Genomic DNA, 21,336 nt, shown 5'->3' on the forward strand with positions numbered 1-21,336 from the left:
CGGCAGGGTTACTCATCATTCTTTCCTTTTCCTGAAAGCCAGCGTCGGATCGTGCGGGAAAGTTGGGCAACAGGGCGGACGATCGGTTCCAACCGGCGGGTGAGATGGTCTCCGACAGGTTTCAACCATCGACCCAAGGGAGAGAGCATCCCGAGCGGAATCCGCAGGACCCACAGGAGCAGACGGAACCCCAGGACCGCTAATCTCCTCAGCAGAACCCACACCGCGACTCCAGGCCGCCACACCACAACCAGAAACATCCTCAAAAAAAAGCGAAGGATCTGTTCCACGGCATGGACGCCCCATTCGATCCCCCGACTGACCCAATTTTCAAACCAGGTGTGGTAGGTCAGCCAACCTGTGAGGATCGCGGCAAAGATGTAAAAGCGAAGTTCTCCCCAATTGCTCCACATCAGAAGAGAAAAGACGAGTCCCCCCGAAACGCCCCAATAAAGCAAATCAACCAGAGAAATGGCCCATCCTCCCAGCCGAAACCGGCGAGAGAGGACTCGGTACAAGTCCAGCATGAAGCCCATCAGCCAACCCGATCCCAACATGAGGCCCAGGGTGAGCCACTGGGTGGGAAGCGTCACCGGAACAACCTGCCCATCAGGCTCTTGGCCCGATCCGCCCGCTGATGTCCGTCATCCAGGTAACTCATCTCATGAAACTCCCCTTCAATCGCCACTTTTCCCTGTTCCAAATCCAGGGTTTTGATATGAAGGTTGGTTCCCCTGATTCCGAGATAGCCACACTCCGTCTGCAACAGGAATTCTTCACTGTCAAAACTGTCCACGCCCGTCACACCGGTCACATCCAGGGTATTCCGGCCGACCAGCACCACTTCGTGATGGGACGCGCCGGACAGATACAATTCATCCGCCATTGGCATGTACCCCCTTTACGATACATGGTATGACGGAGGACAAGTTTTAGAACTATTCCATCTCAGGAACCGATATGATCGGCTCCGCCGTCGGAATCTCTCTCCAGCACAGTGTACAGCTCACCCGCTTCCGACTTCCGGGTGGTCTCCTTCAAGGATTCCACCCGTACCCGAAGGGACCGGTTGCCGAAACAGATGGCCACCTCATCCCCCACGCTCAGAACCGTTCCCGCTTTGGCCGGCCTCCCATTCACTTCCACCCGCCCCTGATCACACACCTCTTTGGCCAAGGTGCGCCGCTTAACCAGACGGGACACTTTAAGGAACTTATCAAGACGCATCGTTACTTGACCGCTTCTTTGAGCCGGGTGCCCGCCTTGAAAGCCGGTACAGTCGACTCGGGGATCTCGATGACAGCTCCGGTCTGCGGATTGCGGCCGCTGCGGCTGGACCGCTTGCGGGTCTCAAAAGTGCCAAAGCCGATCAACTGGACTTTTTCCCCGGAACCCAGTGCCTGGGTCACTTCTTCCAGGAACCCGTTGATGACGGTTTCCACATCTTTTTTAGTCATTCCGCTCTTTTGAGCGATGTTGTTGATCAGTTCATTTTTATTCATTTGGAATCCTCCTTCAGACCGATGTGGATTATACTTTCTGGGCAAAAAGGGAAAATCCTTCTCCTGCCGGTGATTTTCAAAGATTCCCCTTACCTCGTCGCTCCTCCTCTTTGGCTTGTTCCCACCAAACATCCAATTGTGTCAGAGGGAAGTCGTCCATCGGACGGCCCATCCGGCGGGCTTCTTTCTCCATCCATCGGAAACGGCGGACAAACTTACGACAGGCACCCAGCAACGCCTGCTCCGGGTCCACTTGGAAGAGACGGGCCAATGCCACAGCCGTGAAGAAGAGGTCTCCCACTTCCTCTTCCCGTTCCGCAGAAGAGGCTGCAAACACCTCCGCCAGTTCCTCCTCCAGTTTATCCCGCACCCCTTCGGCGCTGTCCCAATCAAAGCCGACCCCCGCCGCTTTTTTCTGCAATTTGAGGGCACGTGCCAGGGCCGGGAATTCCTCAGGGACTCCCTCCAACAGGGACCTCTCCTCAGCACCTCGTTCCCTGGCCTTGATCTCCTCCCATTTCCTCTTCACATCTCTCTCATCTTCCACCGACTCGTCCCCAAACACGTGGGGATGTCGGCGAATCAACTTGTCAGCCAGATTTTTCATCACATCCCTGATCGCGAACTCTCCGGTTTCCGATGCGATCTGGGCATGAAGGAGAACCTGGAGCAACACATCTCCCAGTTCATCAGCCATCCTGTCCGGATCCGCTTCGGCGACAGCCTCCAGAAATTCGTAGGATTCTTCCAGCAGATAGGGTCGAAGGGTTTCATGGGTCTGCTTACGATCCCATGGGCACCCTCCCGGAGCGCGGAGACGGGAGATGATCTCCACCAGGGTGGAAAATTGCCGGTGAAGAACATCCGGTTCTGATGAAGGAGGGATGTAGACTGTACTCAGATTGCCAAACCGATCCTCCCTATCCAACATATAGAGAGGAACCTGTTCCACACGCTCCTGCCCGGACACACCCGCCGCTGTCACGACAGTCACGGGAGTATCATCGGGATAGACCTCCATCAGTGTGAGCTTCACCTCCGAGGCAACCATCCGGTCGTAAACCTGTGTGATCAGCTGATGAACGCGGGGATTGACGAAGCCGGCATCCAGGGCGGTCCCGTCCAGGAGGAGAAAACCTTCCACCGGATCCACTCCGACACAGGTGAAGACAGCATCCATAAAACTGGTGCCCCCTTTCACCTCCACCAAAACTTCCTGTTTCCTCCCTTCCCGTTGGAGAATCTCCACTGTTTTTTCGGCCACCATCGGATGTCCGGGAACCCCATAAACCACATTCCCTTTCCGGGCCCGTGCAAACAGCTGATCGGCAATCTCCCGATAGACACTCGAAAAATCGGTATGCTTTTCATAGACGGAATCAAAGGTTTGGTAGGAGACGCCTTCTTCATCCAACCACGAGACGACAGGGTGCCTCCCTGTCCGCAGCCACAGATCTTCCGCCCGGGTCAGTAACCGGAATATCCCCAAAGAAAGACCTTCCTCATCACCGGGGCCCAAACCGACCACCGTGATTTTGCCCAACTCCAATCACCACCTGGTTACGATTTCAGCAAATGGAATCTCTCCATCCACGGAATCAATTTGCCGCCGATCTTGGGAATCCGCTCCAGATCCCGACGCCGGACCACACCCAGTCCCAGCAAAGCGGCTCCGTAGATGGCTGCTCCCACCATCACACCGCTCAAGGAGGCTGCAGTCATGGACAAGCGAGGACTCCACCCCGCCGTCACCCAACCGGTTCCCTGCACCACTCCCCATACCACACTTCCCATCAACAGGGTGGATAAGAGCAGAGGAATCTTCGCCGGGCCCAACCTGAACAGAGAACCGACCCGATTCCGGATGGCCAACAGGTTCAGAATCGCGGCAGTGGCATAACCCAGGACTGTGGCTAAGGCCGCTCCCCGGATGTCCAACAGCGGAATCAGAAAAACATTGCCCACCAATTTCACCCCGATTCCGACCCCCAGGTTACAAGCGGGTAACACCACTCGATCCATCCCCTGGAGGATCCCGGAGGAGGTCATGGCCAGTGTGGAAAAGAGAGTGGTCACCGCCAGAATGGCCAATGCTTCCGAGCCGTCACCGTCCTTGTAAAGCATCACATTGGTGGGGTAGGCCACCAATGCAAGTCCGAGGGAAGCGGGCAGACCCATGAATAACGTCAGCCGCAGCGCCAGCGCCGAACGATCGGCGATTTTCCTCCCGTCCCGTAAGGTCTGTGCTTCAGCGATCACCGGCACGATGGATAGGGAGAGGGCTGTTGCAAAAAAGGAAGCAAACTGGATCAGGGGCTGCCCTCGGTCATAGATCCCTTTCCACTCCACTGCTTCGGCAGGACTCCAACCGCCCACCTCCAACAGATTGGACACGGTAAAAGAGTCCGCCAGGGAAAAGAGAGGGAGCACCAAAGCCCCCAGAGAGATGGGGATGGACAGTGCCACCAGGCGCCGCACCAGGCTTCCCGTGGGTTCTCCAGGGGCTGCGGAAGATCGGGGAGGGATCGGGGCCATCACCCTTTGGTTTTGATTCCAGTAAAACAGCAACACCACCAATCCCGCCACAGCGCCGGTAAATGCGCCGAACACTGCACCGGCGCCGGCGTAAACCACCCCGTAACCCTTCACTGTGAACCACCAAGCCAAGGTGAGGATGGTCACCACACGCACCCCCTGTTCCACCACTTGCGAGACGGCAGTGGGGGTCATATTGCGGTGCCCCTGAAAATAGCCCCGGATCACTGACATGATCGGAACCACCAACAGGGCGGTGGAGACTGCCTGGATCGGCAAGGTGAGCAGTGCTCGGCTGCCCATCCATCCGGCCACGATCGGGGCACCCAAGTACAGGAGAAAAAAGAGAGCGAGACCGGATAGGGTCAGAATCACCGAGGTTACACGAAAAACCCGCCGGGCTCCCTCTTCATCCCCCCAGGCCAACCGCTCCGACACCAGTTTGGAGACTGCGATGGGAAAACCGGCGGTGGCCACCGTCAACAGAGTGCTGTACAGGGGATACACTTGTTGATAGACGAACATCCCTTCATTTCCGGTGATATTCTGATAGGGGATCTTATACACCGCTCCGAGGAGTTTGGTGACGAAAGCGGCGACTGCCAGGATAGCGGCCCCTTTCATAAAAGACTGTTTCCCCTGCTTCATGTTGTTCCCCTTTCTTATCCTGTGAACACCATATAAGTATACACTTCGCCAGGGGGAATGTATAATCTCAAAGCGGAAAAAAGCAGGCATTCCGCCTGCTGCAGATCATGTGGACGCTCCTCATCTTGGTCACCACAAACGTTATTGCTCCATCTGTTTTCCCAGAAAAGATGCGGCTGTTGTGGCCAACTTCAATTCCAGCTCCCCCATCTTGGCCCCTTCTTCTTTGGAAAGAAGTATGACGGCGCCGATGGGGTCTCCCCCAGCATTGATGGGAACAATAATGTAGGATTCATATTCCTCCGGCTGATCCCGGATCAATTCCACCCGCGCGGGAGTCGTCTCCTGCTGTGGTCTTCGTTGATCCATGCAGTTCTCCACGATTCCCCCGATGGGCTTTTCCAGATAATCTTTTTTGGAAGCCCCGGCAACAGCAATCACCGAGTCCCGATCACAGATCAGGGTAATATGCTGAATGCTCTCAAACAATGCCTCTGCGTATTCTTTGGCAAAGTCCCCCAGTTCTCCGATGGGGGAATATTTCTTCAGAATCACTTCACCGTCACGATCGACGAATATTTCCAGTGGGTCTCCCTCACGGATACGGAGGGTTCGGCGAATCTCCTTGGGAATCACGACCCGGCCGAGATCGTCGATGCGACGTACGATACCGGTTGCTTTCATGGGTCTGGTTGCCTCACTTTCACGATAATTTGGTCCGAATCAGGCCGCTTCTCTTTCCTGCTTTGCTGATGGATACGCCCATAGTATTCATCCCTTGCCAAATTATTATGCCGGTTGCATCCCGTAAAAAAAGACAGGGCATCTCGCCCTGTCACTCATCCTGGTTATTTTTTCTTTTTGTCTCCGGGGATGTCCAGCTTGGTCACCTTAACCTCATCTTTGACAAAAGCTTGATACAGCTCCGTCACCTTTTCACCCATCATCTGTTCCTTCACTTTGTCAAAGGATTGCTTTTCCCGCTTGGTCACCTGGATCAGATGATATCCGTAGTCGGATTTGATCGGATCGCTGATCTGTTTGATGGGAGTTTTGAGCGCTGCCTTGGAAAACTCCGGAACCCACATATCAGGTGTCCCTTCCATCTCGCCACCCTGTTCTTTCGAGCCGGGGTCATCGGAATACTTTTTCGCCAGTTCACTGAATTTCTTTCCGTCCTCCAGCTCTTTCTTCACTTTTTCGGCCAAGGCTTTGGCATCTTTATCGGAACGTTTTTTCTTCTTTCCCTCCGGATCTTCTTGGGTGGAGATCAAGATGTGGCGCAACTTGATTTTATAAAAATCGTCGGATTTGTTATATTGCTTCTTCAAATCCTTCTCATTCACTTTATCCTCGAAGTAGGCGGAAACTTTGTTGTTTTTCTCCAGGAAGTCCTTCAGTTGTTCCTTGGTGAACCCGTGTTCCTTCAAGTAACTCTCCAGATCCTGCTTTTTCTTGTCCTTGCCCTCAGCAGGCATCTGTTTCAACTGCTCCTCAAATTCTTTCAAGGATTCTTCCGCCTGCTTTTCATACTTTTTTCCGTTTACCCTCTCTGATACCATCTGCTCTGCGATATAGCTTTTGACAATCTCCTTTTTTGCCTCAGGGGATTCCATCATGGCAGCCATCTGAGGTTGAAACAGAGCCAAAATATTCAGATAGGTGTTCAGTTCCCCTTCCGTCACCTTGCCGCCTTCATACTCGGCAACCACTTTCTTACTGTCTGTGGGGAGGACCTTGGCTTGTCCATCCTTGGCCGTCTCCTGTCCGTTTTTGTCATCCTTGGTGCCGCAACCGGCCACCAACAAAGAAACTGCCAGGAAGGCGCTCAGCACCGTCAGCAGTCGTTTATTCATTGGCTGCATTTCGAACTGCTCCTTTCGTTTTGGGAACCGTTTCATATTGTATCAGAAATTGTTCCACCATTTCCAGTCCTTCCGCCGTCGGAATCCCTTTGAGGCGGAAGGTGATCCCGATTCGTTCCCCGGAAGAGAGGCGGATCCGTCCGTGGAAATTCTGAATCACCCGGAACAGACGCTGCCCGTCCACCACCTGATTCTGATCCGGATGAAGACGGATCACGATATCATATCCGTTTTGTTTGATCTCCTCCATGTTATATCTGATCGCATAAGCATGGAGACGGGCCACCCGGAGTAGATTTTGCACGGGGCGCGGCAGATCTCCAAACCGGTCCTCAATCTCCTCTTCCAGGTCCCGGGCCGTATCCAGAGTGCGGATCGCCCGGATTTTTTTGTAAATCTCAATCTTCTGCTTTTCATCCCGGATATAGTCCGAGGGAATATAGGCATCGACATTCAGCTCGATCACGGGATCGGGTCGAGCCTCTTCTTCCTTTTCCCCTTGTTGATCCCGGATCGCTTCCTTCAACATCTGGGTGTACATCTCAAAGCCGACGGTGGCGATATGACCATGCTGTTCCGCTCCGAGGAGATTGCCGGCCCCCCGGATGGCCAAGTCTCGCATGGCAATTTTAAACCCGGAACCCAATTCGGTGAATTCTTTGATGGCTTGAAGCCGTTTTTCAGCTGTCTCTGATAATACCTTGTTTCGCTGGTAGGTGAAATATGCATAGGCGATCCGGTTGGAGCGGCCCACCCGCCCCCGCAATTGATACAGTTGGGAAAGGCCCATTTTGTCAGCATTGTATATGATCAAGGTGTTGACATTGGGAATGTCCACCCCGGTTTCAATAATGGTGGTGCTCACCAGGACATCTGTCTCCCCATCCAAAAAGTCCAGCATGACTTTTTCCAATTCCGTCTCCGCCATCTGTCCATGGGCCACTGCGATCCGGGCATCGGGGACCAACATCCGGATCTGTTCCGCCATCTTGTCAATGTTCTGCACTTGATTGTATAAAAAGTAAACCTGTCCGCCCCGGGCCATTTCCCGCTCAATCGCTTCCCGTACCAGTGCGGCGGAATATTCCAATACATAGGTCTGAACCGGAAAACGGTTTTCCGGTGGTGTTTCAATGACCGACAGATCACGAACCCCCATCATCGACATGTGCAGAGTACGGGGAATCGGTGTGGCCGTCAGGGTGAGAACGTCAATATTGCTCTTCATCTTTTTGATTTTCTCTTTGTGTTTCACCCCGAAACGCTGCTCCTCATCCACAATCAACAGGCCCAGATCCTTGAACTGGACATCTTTGGACAAGATGCGGTGGGTCCCGATCACAATATCAACAGTCCCCTCGCTCACACCCAGGATCGTTTCCCGCTGTTCCTTCCGGGAACGGAAACGGGACAACACCCGGATCTCCACCGGAAAATCGGAAAAACGCTCCCGAAACGTCTCGAAATGTTGCTGGGCCAGGATGGTTGTGGGAACCAGCACTGCCACCTGTTTTCCATCCATCGTGGCTTTAAAAGCCGCCCGGATCGCCACTTCTGTTTTTCCGTAACCGACATCTCCGCAAAGGAGGCGATCCATCGGCTGAGGTTTCTCCATATCCCGCTTGATCTCCTCGATGGAGCGAAGCTGGTCTGCCGTTTCCTCATAAGGAAACAGGGCATCAAACTCCCGTTGATAAGGAGTATCGGGTGAAAAGGCATAGCCCCGTTCCGACTGGCGTTTGGCATACAACTTGATCAAGTCGGAAGCAATATCCTGGACGGAGGAGCGGACTTTGTTCTTAACCCTGCTCCACTCACTCCCTCCCAGGCTGTACACCTTTGGTGTCTTTTCCTCGCTGCCCAAATATTTCTGCACTTGGTCGATCTGTTCGATGGGTACATACAGCTTGTCATTACCCGCATACTGGATCAAGAGATAATCCTTGTGAATTCCGCCGACATCTAGCGTTTCCGTTCCGGCATAACGGCCGATTCCATGATTGACATGCACCACATAATCCCCGGGCTTGAGCTCCTGGTAATCCTTGATCTTCTCTGCATGATCCAGCTTTGCCGTCCGGCGGATCCGCCGTCGTTTTTGAGTGAAAACCTCCCCTTCCGTCACCACTGCCAGACGGGCGCCACTCATCTCAAAACCACCTGCAAGGGAAGCCACACGGATCGAGGGACGGCCCGGCACCAAGGGGCTCTTATCCGGAGTCCGGGTCACTTCCATTCCATAGTCGGCCAGGACCCGTTCCAGCCGGGCCGCCCGCTCTTCAGTACTGGCCAAAAACAGAACCCTGTATTTGGATTTCACCCAACGATCCCATTCCGTTTTGAGCACGTGCATTTGACCGTGAAACTGTTGCATACTCCGGCAGATAAATTGGACGATGTTCTGGGGTTGAATACCGCTGACTTGCCTCATGAACAAGGAGAGGTAGATCCGTGGATGCTCACGACGGGAAAACAGCTCCTCATAGGTGTGGGAGACCCTCAGCTGGGGAAGAAATTCTCCTTCCTGAAGCAAGGCAGTCTGCCACTCCCCTTCTTCCTTCTCCATCTGACGGGCTGACTCCTGGATTCTTGCAGGCTCATCCAACACCCAAACTGTCTTTTTGGCGAGATAGTCCAACAACGTGTGATTCTCAGGATAGATCCGGCTGATATATTTGTAGATGCCCGTAAAGAGAGTGCCTGATTTCAACTGTTCAATTTCCCAGGTGATTTTTTCGGTCAGCTTTTTGCTCAATTCAGGATCCTTCACCTGGGACAATCGCTCTTGCAGGAGGTTGGCCACCTCATCCCCAGCCCGATACAAAGTGTCCGGATCGGCAAATAACTCCCTTGCCGGAGGAATTTCCACCTGATCCCATTTGGTCTGGGAACGCTGGTCGGCAACGGAGAAGGGGCGGATTGAATCTACTTCATCATCGAACCATTCGACCCGGACCGGATTGGAATAAGTGACGGGGAAAATATCGAGAATTCCGCCCCTTACACTGAACTCTCCCGGTTTTTCCACCATCTCCACCCGCTCGAAACCCACCTTGACCAAGTGGTCAATCAATGATTCGACAGGGTGAACCTCACCCACCTTCAGGGTCCGATGGTTGGCGGAAAACACATGGACAGGCGGGACCAATTTTCTCAGCCCGGCAAACGGCACAACGAAAACCCCCGAAAAGCCTTTGGACAAACGGGAAAGAACCTGGACCCGCTCTCCCAGGGTTTCATGACCATCCAAAGCGATCTCCGTCGCCACCAATTCATTGGCGGGATAGAGAAGCACTTGATCCTTCGGCAACAGTTCATACAAGTCTTCCACCGCTTTTTGGGCCTGGTTCAGATTATGGGTGACCAGCAGGACCGGCCGACGGGTTTCACGGTACAGAGAGGCCACATAAAGCATGCGCGCCGAACTAGTCAAACCGGCCACCAGTTGCTCTTTCAGTCCTTCTTTTAGGGAAACTGATGTGGATTGAAACTCTTCATCCCTCTGATATAACTGAAGCAGTGTGTCCAAGTTCTCTCATCCTCCTCTCCTAAAAAGAAAGAGAATCCACCGATCACATATAAAAGAAGCCTCAGCTGGGACAGCTAAGGCTGTATCGCAAAACCCCGCACCCGTCACTGTCCGGCGCCTTCCCCGGTCCGGATTCAACCTCCGTCTCAAAATCAATGGAAAGGACGGGCCAACAAGGACATTTCCGGATTTCGATCCAACATTTCCTGACACGATTCACAGATCACTCGAACGGTTGTTTGACCGTCTGAATCATAGGATATTATATCTTTCCGTTCTTCCGGGGTCAATAAATGAAATCCCAGTTGAAACTCGGTCACCCGTTCATCTTCAATCTGACCGATCAACATGTCACAATATCGGCAAAGATAAGTTACAGACATCCTATGCCTCCTGCCCAGGGGATATTCTGCCCTAGTATCGCCGGCAGGGGCATTTTTCATTCACTGATCAGCAGACTGATTCCGGTTGAATCGGCTCATCACCTCGGGAAAAGGATGTTCCATCCATTGTCGCACCGCATCGGCGGATCGTCCCACCGCCCCGGCAATCGGCTCCTCCTCCTCCCGGGTGAAGCGGGACAGGACATAATCCGGGATCGGAATCGGTACATTAGGCCTTCCGATCCCGATTTTGATCCGTTTGAACTCTTGGGTTCCCAGGTGGTCGATCAACGATTGAACTCCCCGGTGCCCACCAGCGCTCCCCTTTATCCGCAACCGAATCTTTCCCGGGGGAAGATCCAGATCATCATAGATGACCAGCAGATTTTCCACACCGCATTTCAGCCACTCCAAGGCAGGCCGAACCGATTCCCCGGACAGGTTCATATAGGTATTTGGCTTGAGCAGGATGACTTTCTCTCCATTCACCCTCCCTTCTCCCACCAGGGCTTTCCATTTTTCTTTCTGAACGGGGATCTTCCACTCCTCGGCCAAGCAGTCCACCACCCAAAAACCGATGTTGTGTCGGGTCAACGCATACCTGATACCTGGGTTCCCCAGGCCGACGATCACTTTCACCTCGCTCCTCCTCACCAACACAGGGAAGGCGCAACGTAGATCGTTGCGCCCTTTCCCCATGGTACTTTCACGCTCTTATTTCTTCATTGACGGAATTATTCCTTCTCTTGGGGCTCCGTCGGAGCCTTCTCGGTCTCATCCGTTTCTTCATCATCCTGTTCCATCCGGGGAGGGAGAACCGTAGCCACTGTCTCTTTGGGATCGGTGAGCAATTCCACCCGGTCTGAGATCGACAACTGGCCGACTGTCAATGTATCACCGATGGCGAGATGGGTGATGTCCTCTTCCAGTTTGTCGGGGAGATCAGCTGGAAGACAACGAACCTCCACACTGCGGAGCTGTTGTTGCAGGATTCCCCCTTCTCTCACCCCTGTCGGCTCACCCGTCAGTTCAATATAAACTTCCGTATCGATGGGCTCGTCCAGTTTCACTTCGTTGAAATCGATATGGATGATTTTATCTTTGATTCGGTCCCGTTGCAGTTCGCGGATCATCACCTGCCTGGATTTACTGCCGGGATATTGAAGTTCATAAATCGCCGACATTCCTTCCTGTTGCAACATTTTGATCACCTGGCCGGCTTCCAGATGAATCAGCTCATTTTCCATCCCTTTGCCATAAACAACAGCCGGTACCCGACCTTCCCGACGCAGTTGCGTCAACTGGGAACGGGGGTATTTCTCCCGTATTGCTACGGCGATTGGATAGACCATGGACAGATTTCCTCCTTCATGGAAATGGACATGATACATACCTGTAACAACCATTCCCTTTTTTGAAGAAGGATAAACACCCGCCGTCGCTCAGTCAGTCGAAGAGTTTGCTCACGGACAGCTCTTCATGAACCCGGATGATCGCTTCACCGATCAGTGAAGCGACAGAGAGTACGGAAATCTTATCCAGTTGCTTTTCCTCAGTGAGGGGGATCGTGTTGGCCACCACCATCTCCGTAATCTTGGAGTCCCGGATCCGCTGGATGGCCGGGCCGGAGAAAACCGGGTGAGTACAGCAGGCGTACACTTCTTTGGCACCGTAATCCAAAAGGGCGTTGGCTGCCAGTGTGATCGTTCCCGCTGTGTCGATGATATCATCAATAATGATGCAACGTTTTCCCTTCACATCCCCGACGATATTCATCACTTCGGCCACATTGGGCTCCGGACGGCGCTTGTCAATAATGGCGATCGGGCTTTCCAGGCGCTCCGCCAGCTTGCGGGCCCGGATCACTCCCCCGTGATCAGGGGAGACCACCACCGGGTCATCCAATTTTTTCTGAATGAAATATTCCCCGAGGATCGGCACGCCCAACAAGTGGTCCACAGGAATATCGAAAAAACCCTGGATTTGGGTGGCATGCAGATCCATGGTGATCATCCGGTCCGCACCAGCCGTTTCAATCAAATTGGCCACCAATTTGGCTGTGATCGGGTCCCGGGCCCGGGTTTTCCGATCCTGGCGAGCGTAACCGTAATACGGAATCACCACATTAATCGTCCGGGCCGATGCCCGTTTCAATGCATCCACCATCACCAACAGCTCCATCAGGTTCTGATTGACCGGATGACAAGTGGATTGTATAACATAGACATCGGAACCCCGGACACTTTCATCCAGTCGGACATGAATCTCACCATCACTGAAGCTGCCGACAACCGCATTGCCCAAGGGAACCCCCACATGCTCGGCAATCTCCCGGGCCAACTCCGGATTGGAATTACAGCTGAACACTTGCAAACGCCTCTGTGTATCCGTGGACATCTTCCCCCAACCCTCCAGCCATGTTGAAAAAGTATCAGTTCGAGTCAGTCTTTACGACGCAGTTTTTTTGCATATTCGGGTTTATTGGTCTGACGCTCCCGAGCAATGGCCAACGCATCTTCCGGAACGTCCCGGTGGATGGTGGAACCTGCCGCCACATATGCCCCTTTTCCAATCGTGACCGGTGCCACCATATTGACATTGCATCCGACAAAAGCCTCGTCTTCGATCACCGTCCGATGTTTATTCTTCCCGTCATAGTTCACTGTTACGGCACCACAACCGATATTGACTCCCTCACCCACCTCGGCATCCCCCACATACCCCAAGTGGGATATTTTGCTTTTTTTGCCGATAGATGTATTCTTCACATCCACAAAACAGCCCACCTTGCTCTCTTCCCCAAGAATGGAGCCAGGGCGCACATAAGCATAGGGGCCCACCGTGGCCTTTTTCTCCACCCGACTCCCCTGGAGGAAGGAATGGCGGATAACCACCCCGTCCTCCACTTCCAAATCAGTTAACTCCGCATGAGGGCCGATGATGCAATCGGTGCCGATCCGGGTTCGACCCCGGAGAACACTTCCCGGGTGAATCACCGTATCTTCACCGATCACCACACCCGCCTCAATGTAAGTGTTATCAGGGTCTATGATGGTTACGCCTTCCTTCATGTGCCGGTTGAGAATACGTCTACGCATCACTCTTTCCGCCGCCGCCAGCTGAATCCGGTCATTCACCCCCCCGGCTTCTGCCGGATCGGCCACCGGCTGGGCTCCAATCGGATAGCCGTCACGATTCAGGATGCCAATCACATCAGGCAGATAATATTCCCCCTGCATATTATCGTTGCTCACTTTTGAAAGTGCATCCCACAAAAGTCGGTTATCAAAACAAAAAGTTCCTGTGTTGATCTCCCGCACTTCACGCTCTTCTTCCGTTGCATCCTTGTGTTCCACCACCCGGTCCACGGTCCCGTCACTTCTGCGGATCACCCGGCCGTACCCTGTCGGGTCGGGAAGAACCGCGGTCAGGATGGTGGCAGCGGCACCGCTCTCTCGGTGTGACCGAACCAATTGGGCCAGGGTCTCCCGAGTAAACAGCGGATGGTCTCCGTTCATGACAAGGGTCACCCCGTCGTTGCCCGCCAAAAGCGGTGCGGATTGCATGACAGCATGTCCGGTACCCAACTGTTGATCCTGACGGGCAAAAGAGACCCGCCCTTCCAAGTGCTTCTCGACGGATTCCGCCTGATGACCCACGATGACGACGCGTTCGTCGGTTCCAAGATCGACCAGCATGTCGATGATATGGTCGATCATCGGTTTACCGCAAACCGGATGCAACACTTTGTGCTTCTTGGACTTCATGCGAGTTCCTTTACCCGCAGCCAGAACGACGGCAAACAAATTTTCCATCAGAGAGAAGCCCCCCGAAATTCTATCAAAACTCCACATCCGACTATATCCCAAAGGTACTGTCAATGCAAGAACACACCTCCAGTGGCGACTTAAAGACAAAAAAAAGCGGCAGGGATCCATCCGGCTGGATCCCTGCCGCGTACATGCTTTTTCGCCTGTCTAACCCCTGCAAACCGGCGAAATGCTCCCGGAATCCCCGGCTGGAGGGCTATGCGCTCCCCTCAACCGCGGAGTTCACCTCTTCACCGGCACGATGGTATTCCTCCAGGACCGCCATCTCAATCTTTTCCCGGGAATCGGGGGAGATAGGGTGTGCAATGTCCCGGAACTCCCCGTCGGGTCTTCTCTTACTCGGCATGGCCACAAACATGCCATTGTTGCCGTCAATCACCCGGATATCATGCACCACAAACTCGCCGTCGATCGTAATCGAAGCGATCGCCCGCATCCTGCCTTCACGAGTGACCCGGCGGAGTCGAACATCCGTAATTTCCAACCTTCTTCACCACCCATTTCCAGAGATGATGTACTTCACATATTCCACATGGATGGTGTATTCCCTGCAAGATACTGCCAAGAATTCGTGAAAAAATCACGAATTCTTCACAATGGCCACAGCTTCGATCTCCACTGACACATCCTTGGGCAGTCGAGAGACCTCGACACAGGCTCGTGCCGGACGAAATTCGCCGAAAAACCGGGCATAAACTTCGTTCACTTGTTGAAAATGATTCATATCCTTCAGGAAAATCGTGGTTTTCACCACTTGCTCCAGGCCGCTTCCGGCTGCATCCAGGATCTCCTTCAAGTTGGTCAACACCTGCCGGGTCTGTTCTTCCACACCACCTGTCACCGGCTCTCCATCGGGAGTCAACGGGATCTGCCCTGAAATAAAGACAAAGTCCCCCGTCCGGACTGCCTGGGAATAAGGCCCGATCGCCTGCGGTGCACGATCCGTCTGTACTCTATTCATGAATCCATCCCCCCTGGTCCAAAAGATTTCCGGGCACCACTTGTATTTCCCTTTTCTTCACGTCCACTTCGGCGACCGTCGTCAGCGAAACATAACTTTCCACCAACCGTTCCTCCAGCAAAGTGTCTGTCATCACACCCACTCCCGACACCTGGGCATGAAATTCATTCATGAGGTCGATCATGCCCCGAACCGTGCCCCCCGCTTTCATAAAATCATCGATAATCAGCACCCGCGCCCCTTCATTCAGGCTGCGCCGGGACAGGGACAGACTCCCCAAACGTTTGCTGGAGCCGGAGACGGTGTTGATGGTGACCACGGAGCCTTCGGTAATCCGGCTATCCCGGCGAACGATCGCAACCGGCAAACCCAGATGATCAGCAGTGGCATAAGCCAACGGGATCCCTTTGGTTTCCACGGTAACGACCACTTCCGCCCGACTGTCACAAAAAACGGAAGCAAAGACGCGCCCGATTTCCCGGACCATCGCCGTATTCCCCAACAGGTCGGACAGATACAAATATCCCCCCGGAAGGATGCGCCCCGGATCGGACAATTGCCGACAGAGTGTGTCCACCAGTTCCTCCGCCACCGGACGATCCACCCGGGGGAGAAAGCGAACACCGCCGGCGGCGCCGGAAACTGTCTCCAGTTCACCCGAACCCCCGCTTCGGAACACCTCTTGGATGATGCCCAAATCTTCGCTGATGGAAGATTTGGCTGCCTGATATCGATCGGCAAAATGGGTGAGAGGAATCAAACGGTGGGGATCCCGGAGCAATCGACGGGTCATATCCACCAAGCGTGCACTTCGCTTCCACTTCTTCATGCTGTCCTCCGCTGAATCCGAATATTTGTTGAGAAACATATCACTTCAACCGTTTTTTATCAAGGGGAGACCTCTCCAGACCGCCCAGCAAGCGAACTGCGACCACTTGTCGACAAAATCCCCGAAGTCCGTTCACCACCCGTTTGGCCAGGTTCTCCCTCTGAACGAGTCCAAACACGGTCGGCCCACTGCCGGACATCAAAACCCCTTGAGCCCCGAAAGTGATCATCTTTTCCTTCAATCGGCGAACCTTGGGATATTGAACCAAGGTCACACTTTCCAACACATTGCTCAATTCATGACAGACACCGCCGAAATCTCTCCTCTCCAGGGATTCCATCATCCGATCCAATCGGGGCCGTTCCTCCACTTGGTCCAGTTGAAACGCTGCAAATACTTCCGCCGTGGACACCCCATGGGGAGGTTTCGCCAAAATCACCCAGCAGGGAGGAGGCGGAGCCACAGGAGTGATCTTTTCCCCCCGCCCCCGGGCGATCGCGGTTCCACCGTGGATACAAAAAGGAACATCTGAACCCAGCTCCAAACCCAACTCCGCCATCTCTTCCACTGTCAGTCCCAAGTCCCATAACCGGTTCAGCCCTTTCAAGGCGGCGGCCGCATCACTGCTACCACCGGCCAACCCCGCCGCCACCGGTATGTTTTTCCGAATTCGGACATGGATACCCTTTTGAATCCCAAAACGCTCTTTGACTAAAGCAACCGCTCGATAGGCCAGGTTTCGGTCATCGAAGGGTACAAAGCCCGAAGTGCTGTCCAAAGTGATCCCGCCCCGGGTTTCGGTTAAATCAATGCGATCCGAAAGGTCGATGGTGGTCATCAACATTTCCAATTCGTGATAACCATCCGCCCGCTTATGTAAGACATCCAGCGTCAAATTGATTTTGGCCGGTGCCTTTACTGAGACATCCAATATTTCGCCCCCTTTCCGCACCTGTTCCAACCCGAAAAGGTAAGTTGGCTTTATTATTGTATCATGTGCATATATACCGTAAAAGCAAAGAAAAAGGGCGGGAAAATCCCCGCCCTCGCCCGTGGACCGGATCCGTTGAGGTATCCTGAGACTCAAACTTATCGGTTTGCCATACGCTCCTCGGCCAGTTCAATCGCCCGTTTGACCATATTTCCTGCATCCCGGGCCTTGATTCCGCCCCAGCCTTCACGCTGAACCACGTCATAAAAACCCAGTTCTTTGGCCAACTCGATCTTCAAGTCTTCCGACATGACTCCCCGTCGTGCCATCTGACTCCTCCCTTTCCTTCTCCGGTCGGGCACCCTTAGTATGGTTCAACCTGGCCCGTCTCTCCCAACCAATGCCTTCCTTTTATCAACGTAGCCGCCTTTAGGGAACTTTGATCTTCTTTAAGCAAGGCGGAGGCAGGATGGCCATAGCGAGACCGGGGAGCGAAAGCGACCCCAAGCGAGACTTGTGCCCTACGGATACAAAGGCGAATCAAATCCCCACCCAGGCACTAAAAGCGGTGTGATTTAGCGGCGGCCGGGTCGGTCGGGATCGGGTTTCACATATCTTTTCGCTGTTCTTAACCGCCATAGACACTCTATGTGATCCCCCCTGTGAATGACTTTTTGCAAGGCTTTTCAAAAAAGCTTCCGGTTCCTCCATTACAATTCATCAAAACCGTTGTCCGAAGAAACCTTGCTGTACTGGCGGGATTTCCCTTCAAAAAAGTCCTGTTTCCCCCGGTTGACATCCTGATAGGCGATGATCCAGCGCATGGGATTCTTGCGGTATCCGGGAAAAGGACGCTCCGCACCCAGTTCATGAGCCCGTTTGTTGGCCATAAAGCGGATATAGGCCCGGAGTTCATCAGGTTGAATCCCGTCAAAACGGTCACCGAGGACGGTTTCCCCCCACCGGATCTCCAATTCCGCCGCTCTTCGAAATGACTCCGTCACATAGTTCCGGTTTTCCTCGGTGTTCAATTCGGGAACTTCCTGTAACAATTCCCGGTAAATCTGTACAAATAACCGTACATGGAGTTGTTCATCCCGGTTGATATAGTTGATCATTGTGGAGGTGGAGACCATCTTCTGGTGGCGGGCCAGATTGTAGAAAAAAGCAAACCCGGAGTAAAAGTTGAGTCCCTCCAAAATCACATCATAAACGATGGAGCGGAGAAAGGTGAGAGGCTCAGGCGTCTCCACAAACGCCTGATAGCCCTCAACGATAAACTCATTCCGTTCCCGAAGGACCTGGTCATGCTTCCAGTATTCAAACACCTCTTCCTGCTCCTGCCGAGTTACAAGGGAAGAGAGAACATAAGAGTAGGATTGGTTATGCACCACTTCCTGAAAGGAGAGCACCGTCATCAGAGCCGCCAGGCTGGAATCAGTCAGATAATCGGCCACCTTCGAAGAATAATCGGTCTGTATCGAGTCGAGAAAAGCCAGCAGTCCGATGATTTTTTTAAAAGCGATCCGTTCTTCTTCCGCCAACCGTCCCCACTGTTTGATGTCTTCCGACATATTGATTTCAAAGGGGGTCCAAAAGTTGGCCAGCATGTTCTTGTACAGGGGATAAGCCCAGGGGAAGCGGCAATCATCCCAGTTCAACACATTGGAAGATCGTCCGTTGATGATGCCGGTGCCGGCATTGGGCGCGGCAGGATCATACAGTTTACGTTTTTGCATGGTTTCCCTCCTCAGCTGGAACAGCTGTCACAATCCAGATACTCCGTCGCTGTGGACCGCAAATAGTAGGTGCTTTTCAGACCCCATTTCCAGGCGGTCAGATGCAAATCCAACAGATCCCGGGCTTTGATGTCGTGGCGTACATACAGATTGAGAGACTGGGATTGATCGATATAGCGCTGACGGACCGCTGCCTGCCGCAGGCTCCACCGTTGGTCGATCTCATGGGCCGGTTTATAATACCAGCTGGTTTCCGGGGTCAGATCCGGGGCAGTGACCGGTATTTTGTAATTTTTCTTCTCCTCGCTGTATTCCCGGCGAAATACGGGGTCGATGGAAGCCGTACTGCCGGCGATCAGAGATGTGCTGGCATTGGGAGCCACGGCCATCAACCAGGCGTTGCGCAGGCCATGGCGACGGATGTCCCTTGCCAAGCTGCACCAGGGCTCCTCCAGCAATCCTCTCTTCTCAAAATAAGCCCCGGTCTGCCAATCGCTTCCTTCAAATAGAGGATAGGGCCCTTTTTCCCGGGCCAATTCCATGGAGGCGTGGATTGTCAGATAGGCGATCTCTCCGTAAAGCTCCTCCCCCAAGCGAACAGCCTCCTCTGACTCCCAACGGATCCCTTTGATAGCCAGCAAATGATGCCATCCAAAGGTGCCCAATCCGATCGCCCGGTACTTTTGATTGGTGATTCTCGCCTGGGGGACCTCAATCGGATTCAGATCGATCACATTGTCCAACATCCGCACCTGAACCGGAATCAACCGTTTCAACACCCCGTCAGGCACCGCCCGCCCCAGATTGATGGAAGAGAGGTTGCAAACCACAAAATCGCCGGGCTCCTTGGTGATAAAAATCTTCCCCTCATCCACACATTCCTCGCGCAACAGAGTGGGACTCATATTCTGCATGATCTCGGTACACAAATTGGAGCAATAGATCATCCCTGCGTGGTTATTGGGGTTTTTTCGGTTAGCTTCATCCCTGTAAAACATATAAGGTGTTCCGGTTTCCAACTGGGAGATCATGATCCGCTTCATCAATTCAATCGCCGGGACTGTGGTCCTGTCCAAATCCGGATGCCGAACACAGGCTGCGTACTTCTCCCGGAAAGAGCCCTCTCCCCGTTTTTCATCATAAAAATCTTCCAGAGACCACCCCATCACATTCCGGATTTGATGCGGATCAAACAGATGCCAATCTTCCCTGGCTTCCACCGCCTCCATAAAAAGGTCGGGAATACACACCCCGGTGAAGAGATCATGGGTCCGTAATCGTTCATCTCCATTGTTCAGCTTGGCATCGAGAAAAGAGAGGACATCCTGATGCCAGATATCCAGATAGACAGCGATCGACCCTTTCCGTTGTCCCAACTGATCTACACTCACCGCGGTGTTGTTCAGTTGTTTCATCCACGGGATCACTCCCGAGCTGATCCCTTTGTATCCCTTGATATCACTCCCCCGGGACCGGATTTTTCCCAGGTAGACACCCAGACCGCCTCCCCCTTTCGAAATCCTGGCCACATCGGTGTTGCTGTCGTAGATTCCACGGAGACTGTCATCCACCACATCGATAAAACAGGAAGACAATTGTCCAAAATCTTTGCCGGCATTGGACAGGGTGGGTGTGGCCACGGTCATGTACTGGTTGGAAAGAGCCCAGTAGGCTTCACGGACCCAGTGCATCCGGCAATTCCCTTCTTCCCGGGACATCAAGACCATCGCGATGACGAGAAAGCGCTCCTGTGGGAGCTCATAAAGCTCTCCTGTCCGGGATCGGGCCAGGTAACGGTCTGCCAGTGTTCTCAATCCGGCATAAGTGAACAGGTGGTCCCGCTCGGGACGGATCATCATCGCCAATCCCTCGATTTCCTCACGGGTATATGATTCCAGCAACAGCGGAGAGTAGACTCCGATTTCCGTAAGAACGCGGATCAACTCATAAAAATCCCCGTATGGTTTTCCCTGACGGAATGGCTGCTGGGACGCTTCCACATAGAGGCGGAGCAAGTAAATCCGCGATGCCACAAAGGTCCAATCCGGTTCCTCTCCGCTGATCCGCTCCAGGGCGTCCAGGACCATTCTGTCGGCGATTCGATCCATGGAATCCCCATCTCGAACAGAGTGCAGCTGTTTAGCCATGTACCCATGAGCATCCAGTTTGGGGAAATCGCTCATCAATTCTTGGAGAAAACGTTCCATTGCCTGTTTGTCACGGGGAATCAATTCTGTCGACAACAGACCGGTTCCGATCATTTCATCGCCGCCTTCCTCTGAAATAAGCCTCTGCTCAGGGTTCCTGGAAGCTTTGTGAATGAGTGCCGGCCGGGTCGGTCGGGATTGGGTTTCACATGATCGTTTCGTTGTTCTGAACTGACAAAATCACTCCATGTGAAACCCAACAACCCTCCCTGCATAGCGTGATCAGGGAGCGAAGCGACCCTGGGCACGACTTGTGCCCTGTGGGTATGACGGCTTTTTTCACAATGCTTCTAGACCAAATAAAAAAACACCCTTTTTTCCAGGGTGTTGGCATGGTTGGAGCACGGCGAAACAGACAGGCATGCAGATAAAGCTCC

The 21,336-nt window shown here is 53.4% G+C and carries 21 protein-coding genes; all 21 read right to left on the reverse strand.

What is annotated here, in order from left to right; translation table 11 throughout:
• Positions 1-8: 8 nt before the first annotated feature.
• The 21 genes from yabQ to IEV46_RS13250 all read right to left on the reverse strand — a co-directional run bounded on the left by yabQ (position 9) and on the right by IEV46_RS13250 (position 21,013).
• Positions 9-593, reverse strand: a complete 585-nt coding sequence (gene yabQ, locus IEV46_RS13150) for a spore cortex biosynthesis protein YabQ (RefSeq protein WP_188433010.1) — start codon at positions 591-593, stop codon at positions 9-11.
• Positions 590-886, reverse strand: a complete 297-nt coding sequence (yabP, locus tag IEV46_RS13155; RefSeq protein WP_188433011.1) for a sporulation protein YabP — start codon at positions 884-886, stop codon at positions 590-592. The genes yabQ and yabP overlap by 4 nt, the downstream gene beginning before the upstream one ends.
• Before the next feature lie 62 nt (positions 887-948).
• The gene (locus IEV46_RS13160) at positions 949-1,227 is read right to left on the reverse strand and encodes an RNA-binding S4 domain-containing protein (RefSeq protein WP_188433012.1); all 279 of its coding nucleotides are present in this window, start codon (positions 1,225-1,227) and stop codon (positions 949-951) included.
• 2 nt (positions 1,228-1,229) lie between these two features.
• Entirely contained in the window at positions 1,230-1,502 is a 273-nt protein-coding gene (locus tag IEV46_RS13165) for an HU family DNA-binding protein (protein ID WP_188433013.1), read from the reverse strand.
• Positions 1,503-1,578: 76 nt separating this feature from the next.
• A complete protein-coding gene (gene yabN, locus IEV46_RS13170) occupies positions 1,579-3,045 on the reverse strand; it encodes a bifunctional methyltransferase/pyrophosphohydrolase YabN (RefSeq protein ID WP_188433014.1) in 1,467 nt (488 codons plus the stop codon).
• 17 nt (positions 3,046-3,062) lie between these two features.
• Complete coding sequence (locus IEV46_RS13175) at positions 3,063-4,685, reverse strand: putative polysaccharide biosynthesis protein (protein ID WP_188433015.1); 1,623 nt, start codon at positions 4,683-4,685, stop codon at positions 3,063-3,065.
• 141 nt (positions 4,686-4,826) lie between these two features.
• Positions 4,827-5,369, reverse strand: coding sequence for a stage V sporulation protein T (gene spoVT / locus IEV46_RS13180; RefSeq protein WP_188433016.1), 543 nt, complete (start codon positions 5,367-5,369; stop codon positions 4,827-4,829).
• Between the two features lie 164 nt (positions 5,370-5,533).
• Positions 5,534-6,550: a peptidylprolyl isomerase gene (locus tag IEV46_RS13185; protein ID WP_188433017.1), complete on the reverse strand. Its 1,017-nt coding sequence runs from the start codon at positions 6,548-6,550 to the stop codon at positions 5,534-5,536.
• The gene (gene mfd / locus IEV46_RS13190) at positions 6,534-10,079 is read right to left on the reverse strand and encodes a transcription-repair coupling factor (protein WP_188433018.1); all 3,546 of its coding nucleotides are present in this window, start codon (positions 10,077-10,079) and stop codon (positions 6,534-6,536) included. The genes IEV46_RS13185 and mfd overlap by 17 nt, the downstream gene beginning before the upstream one ends.
• 152 nt (positions 10,080-10,231) lie before the next feature.
• Positions 10,232-10,462 carry an anti-sigma-F factor Fin family protein gene (locus IEV46_RS13195; protein ID WP_188433019.1) on the reverse strand — a complete coding sequence of 77 codons (231 nt, stop codon included), beginning with the start codon at positions 10,460-10,462 and terminating at the stop codon, positions 10,232-10,234.
• Between the two features lie 60 nt (positions 10,463-10,522).
• Positions 10,523-11,101: an aminoacyl-tRNA hydrolase gene (gene pth / locus IEV46_RS13200; protein WP_188433020.1), complete on the reverse strand. Its 579-nt coding sequence runs from the start codon at positions 11,099-11,101 to the stop codon at positions 10,523-10,525.
• A 95-nt stretch (positions 11,102-11,196) separates the two neighbouring features.
• Positions 11,197-11,814, reverse strand: coding sequence for a 50S ribosomal protein L25/general stress protein Ctc (locus IEV46_RS13205; protein WP_188433021.1), 618 nt, complete (start codon positions 11,812-11,814; stop codon positions 11,197-11,199).
• Between the two features lie 94 nt (positions 11,815-11,908).
• Complete coding sequence (locus tag IEV46_RS13210) at positions 11,909-12,859, reverse strand: ribose-phosphate diphosphokinase (protein WP_188433022.1); 951 nt, start codon at positions 12,857-12,859, stop codon at positions 11,909-11,911.
• Positions 12,860-12,903: 44 nt separating this feature from the next.
• Entirely contained in the window at positions 12,904-14,277 is a 1,374-nt protein-coding gene (gene glmU, locus IEV46_RS13215) for a bifunctional UDP-N-acetylglucosamine diphosphorylase/glucosamine-1-phosphate N-acetyltransferase GlmU (protein ID WP_188433023.1), read from the reverse strand.
• A gap of 211 nt (positions 14,278-14,488) precedes the next feature.
• Complete coding sequence (gene spoVG / locus IEV46_RS13220) at positions 14,489-14,776, reverse strand: septation regulator SpoVG (protein WP_188433024.1); 288 nt, start codon at positions 14,774-14,776, stop codon at positions 14,489-14,491.
• Between the two features lie 96 nt (positions 14,777-14,872).
• A complete protein-coding gene (locus IEV46_RS13225; RefSeq protein WP_188433025.1) occupies positions 14,873-15,253 on the reverse strand; it encodes a RidA family protein in 381 nt (126 codons plus the stop codon).
• Positions 15,246-16,082, reverse strand: coding sequence for a pur operon repressor (gene purR, locus IEV46_RS13230; RefSeq protein WP_188433026.1), 837 nt, complete (start codon positions 16,080-16,082; stop codon positions 15,246-15,248). The genes IEV46_RS13225 and purR overlap by 8 nt, the downstream gene beginning before the upstream one ends.
• A 40-nt stretch (positions 16,083-16,122) precedes the next feature.
• A complete protein-coding gene (gene ispE / locus IEV46_RS13235; RefSeq protein WP_188433027.1) occupies positions 16,123-17,013 on the reverse strand; it encodes a 4-(cytidine 5'-diphospho)-2-C-methyl-D-erythritol kinase in 891 nt (296 codons plus the stop codon).
• A 158-nt stretch (positions 17,014-17,171) separates the two neighbouring features.
• Entirely contained in the window at positions 17,172-17,342 is a 171-nt protein-coding gene (locus IEV46_RS13240) for a small, acid-soluble spore protein, alpha/beta type (RefSeq protein ID WP_188433028.1), read from the reverse strand.
• A 381-nt stretch (positions 17,343-17,723) separates the two neighbouring features.
• The gene (locus IEV46_RS13245) at positions 17,724-18,752 is read right to left on the reverse strand and encodes a ribonucleotide-diphosphate reductase subunit beta (RefSeq protein WP_188433029.1); all 1,029 of its coding nucleotides are present in this window, start codon (positions 18,750-18,752) and stop codon (positions 17,724-17,726) included.
• Positions 18,753-18,763: 11 nt separating this feature from the next.
• The gene (locus IEV46_RS13250; RefSeq protein ID WP_188433030.1) at positions 18,764-21,013 is read right to left on the reverse strand and encodes a ribonucleoside-diphosphate reductase subunit alpha; all 2,250 of its coding nucleotides are present in this window, start codon (positions 21,011-21,013) and stop codon (positions 18,764-18,766) included.
• Positions 21,014-21,336: the final 323 nt, after the last annotated feature.

Source organism: Kroppenstedtia guangzhouensis (genome assembly GCF_014637345.1).
Taxonomy (GTDB): Bacteria; Bacillota; Bacilli; order Thermoactinomycetales; family DSM-45169; genus Kroppenstedtia; species Kroppenstedtia guangzhouensis.

Bases quoted from the DNA above. Each gene is read 5' to 3' on its own strand.
- IEV46_RS13185 (WP_188433017.1), bottom strand. From the start codon at position 6,550: ATGCAGCCAATGAATAAACGACTGCTGACGGTGCTGAGCGCCTTCCTG.
- glmU (WP_188433023.1), bottom strand. From the start codon at position 14,277: ATGGAAAATTTGTTTGCCGTCGTTCTGGCTGCGGGTAAAGGAACTCGC.
- yabP (WP_188433011.1), bottom strand. From the start codon at position 886: ATGGCGGATGAATTGTATCTGTCCGGCGCGTCCCATCACGAAGTGGTG.
- IEV46_RS13160 (WP_188433012.1), bottom strand. From the start codon at position 1,227: ATGCGTCTTGATAAGTTCCTTAAAGTGTCCCGTCTGGTTAAGCGGCGC.
- IEV46_RS13210 (WP_188433022.1), bottom strand. From the start codon at position 12,859: ATGTCCACGGATACACAGAGGCGTTTGCAAGTGTTCAGCTGTAATTCC.
- IEV46_RS13175 (WP_188433015.1), bottom strand. From the start codon at position 4,685: ATGAAGCAGGGGAAACAGTCTTTTATGAAAGGGGCCGCTATCCTGGCA.
- IEV46_RS13240 (WP_188433028.1), bottom strand. From the start codon at position 17,342: ATGGCACGACGGGGAGTCATGTCGGAAGACTTGAAGATCGAGTTGGCC.
- purR (WP_188433026.1), bottom strand. From the start codon at position 16,082: ATGAAGAAGTGGAAGCGAAGTGCACGCTTGGTGGATATGACCCGTCGA.
- IEV46_RS13225 (WP_188433025.1), bottom strand. From the start codon at position 15,253: ATGAATAGAGTACAGACGGATCGTGCACCGCAGGCGATCGGGCCTTAT.
- IEV46_RS13245 (WP_188433029.1), bottom strand. From the start codon at position 18,752: ATGCAAAAACGTAAACTGTATGATCCTGCCGCGCCCAATGCCGGCACC.
- IEV46_RS13165 (WP_188433013.1), bottom strand. From the start codon at position 1,502: ATGAATAAAAATGAACTGATCAACAACATCGCTCAAAAGAGCGGAATG.
- IEV46_RS13205 (WP_188433021.1), bottom strand. From the start codon at position 11,814: ATGGTCTATCCAATCGCCGTAGCAATACGGGAGAAATACCCCCGTTCC.
- IEV46_RS13195 (WP_188433019.1), bottom strand. From the start codon at position 10,462: ATGTCTGTAACTTATCTTTGCCGATATTGTGACATGTTGATCGGTCAG.
- spoVT (WP_188433016.1), bottom strand. From the start codon at position 5,369: ATGAAAGCAACCGGTATCGTACGTCGCATCGACGATCTCGGCCGGGTC.
- IEV46_RS13250 (WP_188433030.1), bottom strand. From the start codon at position 21,013: ATGATCGGAACCGGTCTGTTGTCGACAGAATTGATTCCCCGTGACAAA.